General features: G+C 70.8%; 9 protein-coding genes. All 9 read right to left on the bottom strand.

Annotated features, from left to right (window positions below; genetic code table 11):
* Positions 1-126: 126 nt before the first annotated feature.
* The 9 genes from J2Y69_RS03915 to J2Y69_RS03875 all read right to left on the bottom strand — a co-directional run bounded on the left by J2Y69_RS03915 (position 127) and on the right by J2Y69_RS03875 (position 9211).
* Positions 127-642: a CarD family transcriptional regulator gene (locus J2Y69_RS03915; protein ID WP_310017749.1), complete on the bottom strand. Its 516-nt coding sequence runs from the start codon at positions 640-642 to the stop codon at positions 127-129.
* Between the two features lie 188 nt (positions 643-830).
* Positions 831-2480, bottom strand: coding sequence for an ABC transporter ATP-binding protein (locus J2Y69_RS03910; protein WP_310017747.1), 1650 nt, complete (start codon positions 2478-2480; stop codon positions 831-833).
* Complete coding sequence (locus J2Y69_RS03905) at positions 2477-3589, bottom strand: serine hydrolase domain-containing protein (protein ID WP_310017745.1); 1113 nt, start codon at positions 3587-3589, stop codon at positions 2477-2479. The genes J2Y69_RS03910 and J2Y69_RS03905 overlap by 4 nt, the downstream gene beginning before the upstream one ends.
* A complete protein-coding gene (locus J2Y69_RS03900; RefSeq protein ID WP_310017744.1) occupies positions 3586-4782 on the bottom strand; it encodes an enolase C-terminal domain-like protein in 1197 nt (398 codons plus the stop codon). The genes J2Y69_RS03905 and J2Y69_RS03900 overlap by 4 nt, the downstream gene beginning before the upstream one ends.
* Positions 4779-5267 (bottom strand): GNAT family N-acetyltransferase, encoded by a 489-nt coding sequence (locus tag J2Y69_RS03895; protein ID WP_310017742.1) that lies wholly within the window; start codon positions 5265-5267, stop codon positions 4779-4781. Before J2Y69_RS03895 ends, J2Y69_RS03900 begins: the two co-directional genes overlap by 4 nt.
* Complete coding sequence (locus tag J2Y69_RS03890) at positions 5264-6454, bottom strand: anhydro-N-acetylmuramic acid kinase (protein WP_310017740.1); 1191 nt, start codon at positions 6452-6454, stop codon at positions 5264-5266. Before J2Y69_RS03890 ends, J2Y69_RS03895 begins: the two co-directional genes overlap by 4 nt.
* On the bottom strand, positions 6454-7359 hold the full coding sequence (gene murQ / locus J2Y69_RS03885) for an N-acetylmuramic acid 6-phosphate etherase (RefSeq protein ID WP_310017738.1): 906 nt from the start codon (positions 7357-7359) through the stop codon (positions 6454-6456). The genes J2Y69_RS03890 and murQ overlap by 1 nt, the downstream gene beginning before the upstream one ends.
* Positions 7356-8243 (bottom strand): ABC transporter permease, encoded by an 888-nt coding sequence (locus J2Y69_RS03880; RefSeq protein WP_310017736.1) that lies wholly within the window; start codon positions 8241-8243, stop codon positions 7356-7358. The genes murQ and J2Y69_RS03880 overlap by 4 nt, the downstream gene beginning before the upstream one ends.
* Positions 8240-9211, bottom strand: a complete 972-nt coding sequence (locus J2Y69_RS03875) for an ABC transporter permease (protein WP_310017734.1) — start codon at positions 9209-9211, stop codon at positions 8240-8242. The genes J2Y69_RS03880 and J2Y69_RS03875 overlap by 4 nt, the downstream gene beginning before the upstream one ends.
* Positions 9212-9217 lie beyond the last annotated feature (6 nt).

Here is a 9217-nt window from a genome sequence, read left to right as displayed (position 1 = left end):
CACGAGTAAGCCTCGCAGACCATGACGACCCCCGTTCTACCGCGAAATCACGCGGCTATGTCAAGAACCCATCCACTCTTTCTGGCCTATAACCCCGGAGTCCTGGCAGCATCGTCGCCATCAACCTCATCCGGTGGCGCTCTCGACCAACGCGATGCTCGGGCAGACGGCATCGTTCAGCATCGCCTCGGCCTCGGCCTGGCTCATCCCGAGCGTGAGGCTGACTTCGACGGTCAAGCCGTCGCGCACCTCGCGCAGAAGATCGCGTTCCGCACCCGGGACCGGATAGGGGCCACGCTGGCGGATGATCTCCCGCATCACCGCAACCCGCTGCTCGACCTGCCCCGTCTGGAGCTTGAGCTGATAGTCCTTGATCCGCCGCGACCACCTGTTCTCGTAGTCATCGTCGGAGGGCGCTCCCAGCAGGTCAAGAACCCGCTGTACGCCCTGCGCGTCGAGCAGCGGGCGCAGCCCGACCCTGTGGACCGCGTCGACGGGAACGCTGATCCGTAGCGGGTGGTGCAGCGTCTCGACGTCGAGGTAACGAACCGATCGCTGCTTGAGGTCCCGCGTGGTGGTGCCGATGATCCGGACGGGCCCGTGGAAGGGATGGACGATGATGTGACCTGGGGTCGTGAGCACGTTGCCTCGTTCTGTGTGAACCAGGCTTCGTCGACACTGCGTCGAACAGGTCGTCTGCAGCGGAGCGATACCAAGCACACGAGGCTTCGGCATCCGTTCGCGAGCGCGGGCTCGCCCGTATGGACGGGAGAGCGTCGGCTTGCGGCGAAGCACCTCTAGTTTATCGGGCCATCGCCCAGATCTTCCCCTCAGGACGCCAGGGACGCTCCGGGGATCGCCGCGAGCAGCTCTCGCGTGTACGGATGCTGCGGGTCGTCGAAGATCCGCTCCGGCGTGCCGCTCTCGACGACGACGCCGCGCTGCATGACGTGCACCTCGTCCGAGATCATCCGCACGACGGCGAGGTCGTGGCTGATGAACAGATAGCTCAGTCCCAGGCGACGCTGCAGGTCGGCGAGGAGGTCGAGGATCTGCGCCTGCACCAGCACGTCGAGCGCCGAGACCGCCTCGTCCAGCACGACGAGCTCAGGCTCGAGCGCGAGCGCACGGGCGATCGCGACGCGCTGGCGCTGACCGCCGGACAGCTCATGCGGCAGCCGCTCGGCCATCGCCGCGGGCAGGGCGACCTGCTCCAGCAGCTCCAGCACCCGCGAGTGGCGGGTGGCGGCGGTGCCGATCCGGTGCACGCGCAACGGCTCGGCGATCGACTGCTCGACCGTGTACCGCGGATCCAGCGAGGCGTACGGGTTCTGGAACACCGGCTGCACCCGACGCCGCAGGGCGAACAGCTCCTTGCGGCGGAGCGTCGTCAGGTCGACTCCGTCGAACCGGATGGAGCCTGAGGTGACGTCTTCGAGGCCGAGCACCATGTTCGCCGTGGTCGACTTGCCCGAGCCGGACTCGCCGACGATCGACACCGTGGTCCCGCGCCGGATCGAGAAGCTGACGCCGTCGACCGCGGTGAACGTCTGCGGCTCGCCCGCCTTGGGCGCACGGAGGGCGAACTCCTTGCGCAGATCGCGGATCTCGACGAACGGCACGGCATCGGCTGCCCCTTCAGTACCTGCCAACGCGTTCCGCTGCGGGAGCGTCTCACGGCGGGAGGCGAGACTCGGCGCGGCGGCGAGCAGCTGCTTCGTGTACTCGTGCTGCGGGTTGCCCAGCACCTCCGCGGACGTTCCCTCCTCGACGATGTGCCCGCGGAACATCACGACGATGCGATCGGCGCGCTCGGCCGCCAGCGCCAGGTCGTGCGTGATGAGGAAGACAGCGGTGCCGAGGTCGTCGGTGAGGGCGTCGAGCTGGTCGAGGATACGACGCTGCACGGTCACGTCGAGCGCCGAGGTCGGCTCGTCGGCGATCAGCAGGCGCGGGGTGCAGGCGAGTCCCATCGCGATCAGCACGCGTTGGCGCATGCCGCCGGAGAACTCGTGCGGATACTGGTGAGCCCGTTGGGCGGCGTCCGCGATCCCGACCATCTCCAGCAGCTCGACGACCCTGGCCTTCGTGGCGTCGCCGCTCGTACGGCCGTGGACCTCCAGCGCCTCGCCGATCTGCTCCCCCACGCGCATGAGCGGGTTGAGGTTGGACATCGGGTCCTGCGGCACGAGGCCGATCCCCGCCCCGCGCAACGAGACCATCGCGTTCTCGGGGAGCTCGGTCAGCTCACGCCCTTCGAAGCGGATGCTACCGGCGGTGATCACGCCGTTCTCGGGCAGCAGACGGTTGACCGCGGCGGCCGTGGTGGACTTGCCCGACCCCGACTCGCCCACGATCGCCACGGTCTCCCCCGCAGCGACGTCGATGCTCACATCGCTGATGGCGGTGACCAGCTCGGAACCGGTCCGGAAGGCGACGGCGAGGCCGGTGATGCTCAGCACGGGCTCGGTGGTGCTCATGATGTTCTCGTTCCTTCGTTGTCACGGAGTGTCGGGGCCTGGTCCTGGACTCCGCCGTCCAGGAGCGCGGGGAGTGCCGCCCGCCAGAGCGTCTCGGTGGGCGCAGGCTCGGGCGCGAAGAGGCGATTGCTCAGCAGCACCGCGGCGATGCCGGTGTCGGGGATGAGCCCCAGGGCGCAGCCCGTGTAACCGGGGTGCCACAGCATCCGGGAGTCCCGGCCGCCGATGGTCACGGTGTCGCTCCGCCATCCCAGCGCCTGCCCGGGATCAGGCCCGTCGCGGAACAGCTCCGCCACGACCTCCGGGCGCCACAGCTCGGCATGCCGCTCGGGCGCAGCGAGAGCGGCCCCCAGGGTGAGCAGGTCGTCGACCGTGCTGAACAGCCCGGCATGGCCCGCGACCCCGCCCCACGCATGGAAGCAGTTGCCGTCGTTCACGAGGCCGGTGATCTCGCCCACTCGCCAGGCGAACTCACGGGCATCCGTCAGGAGCGGATAGGGCTCGCCGGTGGCGACCATCCGACGCTCGGCGGCGTCGCCGATCCCCGAGGAAGCGACGGGCGACGACACCGGGCCGTATCCCGTGCGTGCGAGGCCAAGGGGTGCCGTCACGAGCTCGCGAACGGCGCCGTCCAGCGTCAGACCCGTGACCGCCGAGACGATCCGGCCGAGAAGCATGAAGCCGAGGTCGGAGTAGTGCCGTCCCTCATCGAGACCGTAACGCAGCGGGAGGGCGTCGGCAGCAGCTGCCGCGTCGTGCGCGGGATCGAGGTAGAGCGGCTGCCACTCCCAGAGGCCCGCGCGGTGCTGCAACAGGTGGCGCACGGTCGTCCCCTGCGCGCAGGCGGTGCCGGGGAGGAAACGGTCGACGGCGTCGTCGAAGCGGAGCTCGCCCCGGCCTGCCAGGCGCAGGATGGCGGTCGTGGTCGCCGCGACCTTCGACACCGAGGCGATGTCGAAGGCGGTCTCGGTGGTCATCGGAGTCTCGACGAGGTCGGCCAGTCCACCGGCCGCGATGTCGCGCCCGGCATCGGAGATCACTCCCGCGACCGCCCCGCGCGGGGCGGAGGGTTCCGCGAGGACCGCCGCGACGGCTCCGGCGGCGCTCATGCGTTCACCCGCGCATCCCCCGCGAGGTCGATGAGGACCTCGACCGGCGCCCCGGGCGCGAGCCCCGCAATGCCCAGACCTGCGATGCCCAGACCTGCAGTGCCGAGGCCCACAGTGCCGGGGCCTGCGTTCGCATCGAGCAGAAGCGTGTCCCCCGCCGCCGCGATCCCGCCGATCACCGGGGCGGTACGCAGCCAGAGGGCCGCATCAAGGTCGTGCACGACATCAGGCGCAACGGCCGCGGCGAGGTGCGCTGCGGCCGCCACCCCGACGTGGGACTCCATCATGCAGCCGATCACGATGCCCAGGCCCGCGGTCCGCGCGGCCTCCGCAGCCGTGAGAGCCTCCGCGAGGCCACCCGTCTTGGCGAGCTTGATGTTCACGAGGGCCGCAGCCCCGCGGTCGGCGATCACGCGGACGTCGTGCGCGGTCCGCACCGACTCATCCGCCATGACAGGGGTGTCGACGGCGCCGCTCACCATGACAAGCGCGTCGAGATCGTGCGCGGCGACCGGCTGCTCGACGAACTCGAGCCCGATCCCCTCGTCCTCCGCGGCGCGGATCACGCGGATCGCCGCCTCGGCGTCCCAGGCCTGGTTCGCATCGACCCGCAGGATGATGTCCGACCCGACCGCGGCCCGCACCGCGCGGAGCCCGGCGAGCGTGTCGTGCGCGGCGGAGGCCTTGATCTTGAGGCATCGGAAGCCCGCGGCGACGTGCTCGACCGCGAGTGCGGAGAGCACGGACGGCTCCGCGGCGGAGAGCGTCATGTCGGTGCGGATGCGCGATGCCATCGACCGGTCCTCCCCTGCGAACGGCCCCCGAAGGTCCGCTGCGAGAGGAACACCCCGCTCCTGTGCGGCGAGATCGGCGACCGCGCACTCCACGGCGCTGCGGGCCGCAGCGTTGCCCCACAGCGACCGGCTGATGTCGGCAGCGATCCCGGGGTCCGTCGGCGCACGTCCGAGCAGGACATCCGAGAGCGGTCCGGCCACAGCAGCCGCCACGCTCTCCGGGCTCTCCCCCGTGACACGCCAGCTCGTCGCGGCCTCGCCGTATCCACGGCGTCCTTCGCTGTCCGTGAGCTCGACCAGCACGACATCGAGGTGGTCCGCACGCCGCACGGCCGTGATGAAGGGGCGCACCAGGGGCGTGGGCAACCGGAGCACGCGGATGTGCTCGACGACGCTCACGTCCACTCCTTGCGCATGCGCAACTCGGGCTGACCGAACTCGGGCTGCGTGCGGGTCGTGCCGTCGGGACGCCAGCCCTGGGCCTCGTAGAACCCGATCGACGGGAGGTTCGCCGCGAACACCCAGAGGGTCGCGGCGACCGCGCCGGCCTCGCGGATGTCGTCCGTCGCGCGCGCAAGCAGCGCACCGCCGATCCCGCCGCCGTGCGCACGCGGCGAGACGTACAGCGAGTGCACCGCACCCTCCTCCGAGGATGCGACGTACCGCGTGACGCCGACGACCGCGCCGTCCCGCTCGGCCACGAGCACGACGCCCTCGACGGACGCGAGCACCCGGCGCCACAGCGCATCCGCACGCTCGTCGCTCATCGCGGCGACGGCGGAGTCGGGGAGAATGCCGCGGTAGCTCTCCCGCCAGCAGGCGAGGAACACCTCGAGCACCCCGGACAGGTCGTCCGGGGTGGCACGGCGCACCTGGAGGCTCACGATGCAGCGGCCTCCGTCAGCACGAGCGAGTCGATCGACGCGACCGGCTCCGGCATCCGCAGGGGACCCGCCCCGGGCGTGATGGTGCCGAGTATGCGCGGCTCACGCGCGCCGGTCCCGCCGGGGACGATCGCGGGGACGCCGTGCATCGTCGCCCAGCCGATGAGGGCGAGGAGGATGGCCTCCTTGCTGTCCGCGGCGGCGCCCAGCTCGTCGGCGAGCACGACCTCGGTCTCCGGCAGCGCGGCACGCAGTCCGTCGAGGATCAGCGGGTTGCGGCATCCACCGCCCGACACCGCCAGGAACCCGATGCCGGCGGCCGCCACATCGTGCGCGACCGTCCGAACCGTGAGCTCGGTGAGTGTGCGAACGACATCGGCGACCGGGATGTCGCGCCCCTGCGCCGCGAGGTGCTCGTGCACATAGCCGAGGTGGAAATGCTCCTTGCCGGTGCTCTTGGGCGGAGTGAGGGCGTAGTACGGGTCCTCGAGCAAGGCCGCCAGCAGCGCCTCGTCGATCCGCCCCGTGCGGGCGATCGCCGCGTCGTCGTCGTAGCCGAGCGGGTTGAGCCCGTGCTCGACGACGACCGCGTCGACGAGGGCGTTCGCCGGGCCGATGTCGTATGCGACGAGGCCGTCCGGCCGCACCACCGTCATGTTCGAGATGCCGCCCAGGTTCAGGGCCGCGGAGATCCCGGCACGCGAACGCAGCAGCAGCTCATCGAGGAACGAAACCAGTGGGGCGCCGTGGCCGCCGGCCGTGATGTCGCGGATGCGGATGTCCGAGACCACCGGCGCACCGACCCTCTCGGCGATCCAGGCCGGCTGTCCGATCTGCAGGGTGCCCAGCGCGTGCGCACCGTCGACCCAGTGATAGACGGTCTGGCCGTGCGAGCACACCGCGTCGACCCCGCCGACCTGCGCCACGACATCGGCCGCGACCTCCGCGAAGGCCTGCCCGATCAGCGTGTCCAGCTCGCATACCTCGGCCAGGGTCGTCTGCGCCGGAGGAAGTGCGGCGATCAGCCGTGCGCGCAGCTCCGGCGCATAGGGCACGCTCGTCGCGGCGACCACCGTGCCGTGCAGTCCCGCACCGGCAGCAGCCGGGTCGATGGTGGTCGAGAAGTCGACGACGGCGGCATCGATCCCGTCATGCGAAGTGCCGGAGATCAGTCCAAGGACGCGCATCAGTTCTCCTCCAGTGCGGTGCGCAGCCGGCTGTCGGCGGCGGCGAGTCGTGCGGTGGCCGCGGCGAGGTCCTCACCGCGGCGGATCATGATCGACGCGAGCTTCACGTCGTAGGAGGACGCTTCCAGTGCGGCCGCGGCCGTGCCGCGGTCGGCGTCCGCGATGGTCTGCACCATGCGGATGGCGCGCTCGCGCAGCTTGTGGTTCGTGGCCTTCACGTCGACCATGAGGCTTCCGTAGGCCTTGCCGCCCCGCACCATCGAGATCGTCGAGAACATGTTCAGCACCAGCTTCTGCGCGGTCCCGGACTTGAGCCGCGTCGACCCGGCGAGCACCTCGGGCCCGACCTCCACCTCGATGCCGTGCTCCGCGGCCCCGCTGAGCACGGTACCGGTGTTGCACGACAGGCCGACGGTGAGCGCCCCGAGCTCCCGCGCGCGGCGGACCGCGGCGACGACGTAGGGCGTGCGGCCACTGGAGGCGATGCCGATCACAGTGTCGAGCGGGCCGACGCCCGCGGCGTCGATCGCCGCCGCGCCTGCCTCCTCGTCATCCTCCGCGCCCTCGACGGCATGGACGATCGCGCCGGGGCCGCCGGCCATGATCGCGAACACCTGCTCCGGCGGTGTGCCGAACGTGGGCGGGCACTCCGAGGCGTCGAGCGCCCCGATGCGCCCCGGGGTTCCCGCGCCGACGTAGATCAGGCGTCCGCCCCGCGCCATGCGCGCCGCCGTCGCCTCGATCGCCGGCACGATCTGCCCGAGCGCCCGCTGCACGGCCGCGGGTACGGTGGCGTCCGCCTCGTTCATCGTCCGCGCGAGCTCCGCCACGCTCATGAGGTCAAGCTCCGCGTACCGGGGGTCGCTCGCCTCGGTGGCGAGTCCGCCGAGATCGTCGGGGGTCATCGCTTGCCCCTGTTCCGGGGGTCGAGGCTGTCGCGGAGCCCGTCGCCGAGCAGGTTCAGCCCGACGACGAGGAGCACCACGACCACGCCGGGCGCGATCATCGTCCATGGCGCGATCGTGACGAGCGTCCGCGCCTCGAAGATCATCGAGCCGAGCGACGGCGCGGGCGGCGGGGTCCCGAGCCCGAGGAAGCTCAGCGACGCCTCGGTGAGCACCGCCCAGGACAGCGAGAGCGTCACCTGCACGATGATGATCGAGGTGATGTTCGGCAGCACGTGCCGGAACATCGTCGCCATCCGGCTCTGCCCGGTGCTCTTGGCCGCCTTGACGTACTCGACCTCCCGCAGCGACAGCACGGGGCCGCGCGTGACGCGGATGAAGATCGGCACGTAGACGATCGCGATGGCGACCGCGATCGTGAACCAGTTGCGCTCGAAGACGGATGCCAGCGACAGGGCGAGCAGGAGCGGCGGGAAGGCGAAGAGCACGTTGGTGACCGCCGTGATCGCGCCGTCGGAGATGCCGCGATAGAAGCCGGCGATGAGTCCGCACACGGTGCCGACGACAGTGGCGAAGGCGACCGCGACGACCGAGATCAGGGCGGAGTTCGCGACGCCGGCGGCGACTCGGGAGAACACGTCGCGACCGAACTGGTCGGTGCCGAACCAGTGCGCGCCCGACGGGGGCTGCAGGCGCGACGGCGGATCCTGCGCGAGCGGATCGGAGGGCAGCAGCCCGAACGCCGACACGACGCTGAGCACCGCGAGGAGGATCACGATGATGAGACCGATGAGCCCGCTGCGGCTGCGCAGCAGCAGTCGCACGCGCTCCATGGTGCGCCCGCCGCCGGGGGCGAGGGCCGGGGTCTGAGAGATGTCGGTCATGCGGCACGCACCCGGGGATCGATGACCCGGTAGAGCAGGTCGGTGAGCAGGTTGACGATGACGAAGGCGAGCGCGATCACCAGGACGGTGCTCTGCACGAGCGCGTACTCCTTCTGCTGGATGCCGAGCAGCACCTGCCGTCCGATGCCGGGGAGCGAGAAGATCTGCTCCACCACCACGGCGCCGCCGAGGAGGTAGCCGAACTGCAGGCCGGTCATGGTGACGATCGGCACGAGCGCGTTGCCCAGCACGTGGCGCAGCTGCAGGCGGCGCGGAGGCACGCCCTTGGCCCTCGCGGTGCGGATGAAGTCGTGGGAACGGATCTCCAGCACCGCGGTCCGTGTCGTCCGCATGATGGGCGCGGCGATACCGAAGCCGAGCACGATCGAGGGCAGCAGCATCTGCTGGAGGTTCAGCAGCGGATTTTCGAAGAGGGTCGCGTAGCCCTGCCCGTTCGGGTTGAAGCCGAAGGAGGAGGCGAGGATCGCGAGGAGCGCCGTGCCGAGGAGGAACGCGGGGATCGACAGGCCGGCGAGACCGACGACCTGCCCGACGCCGTCGCGGACCGAGTCGGGCTTCGAGGCGGAGAGCATGCCGAGCGGGATGCCGATGGCCAGGGCGATCACGATCGAGAAGATCGCGAGCTCGAAGGTGACCGGGAGGGCAGCGGCCGTGAGGTCGAGAACGCTCGTCTGCGCCCGGGCGGAGAAGCCGAGGTTCCCCGTGAAGATGTTGCCGAGCCACGAGAAGAACTGGACGAGCAGTGGCTGGTCCAGGCCGTAGTAGGACTCGAGAGCCGCCCGTTGAGCCGGCGTGAGCGCGGCGGCCTCCGTGCCGAGGCCGGAGCTGATCTGGTCGCCGGGGATCGCCCGCAGCATGAGGAAGACGAAGATGGCGACGCCGAGGAGCGTCCCGAGGGCTGCGAGGATGCGTCGCAGCACGCTGTTGCGGAGGAGCTGTCTGAACATGCGCGT

Origin of the sequence: Microbacterium resistens (assembly GCF_031456305.1) — a bacterium.
GTDB lineage: Bacteria > Actinomycetota > Actinomycetes > Actinomycetales > Microbacteriaceae > Microbacterium > Microbacterium resistens_A.
Note: the sequence above shows the minus strand (reverse complement) of the source record. Positions and strands in the feature narration are given on the sequence as shown.

Bases quoted from the DNA above. Each gene is read 5' to 3' on its own strand.
- J2Y69_RS03910 (WP_310017747.1), bottom strand. From the start codon at position 2,480: ATGAGCACCACCGAGCCCGTGCTGAGCATCACCGGCCTCGCCGTCGCC.
- J2Y69_RS03905 (WP_310017745.1), bottom strand. From the start codon at position 3,589: ATGAGCGCCGCCGGAGCCGTCGCGGCGGTCCTCGCGGAACCCTCCGCC.
- J2Y69_RS03890 (WP_310017740.1), bottom strand. From the start codon at position 6,454: ATGCGCGTCCTTGGACTGATCTCCGGCACTTCGCATGACGGGATCGAT.
- murQ (WP_310017738.1), bottom strand. From the start codon at position 7,359: ATGACCCCCGACGATCTCGGCGGACTCGCCACCGAGGCGAGCGACCCC.
- J2Y69_RS03880 (WP_310017736.1), bottom strand. From the start codon at position 8,243: ATGACCGACATCTCTCAGACCCCGGCCCTCGCCCCCGGCGGCGGGCGC.
- J2Y69_RS03875 (WP_310017734.1), bottom strand. From the start codon at position 9,211: ATGTTCAGACAGCTCCTCCGCAACAGCGTGCTGCGACGCATCCTCGCA.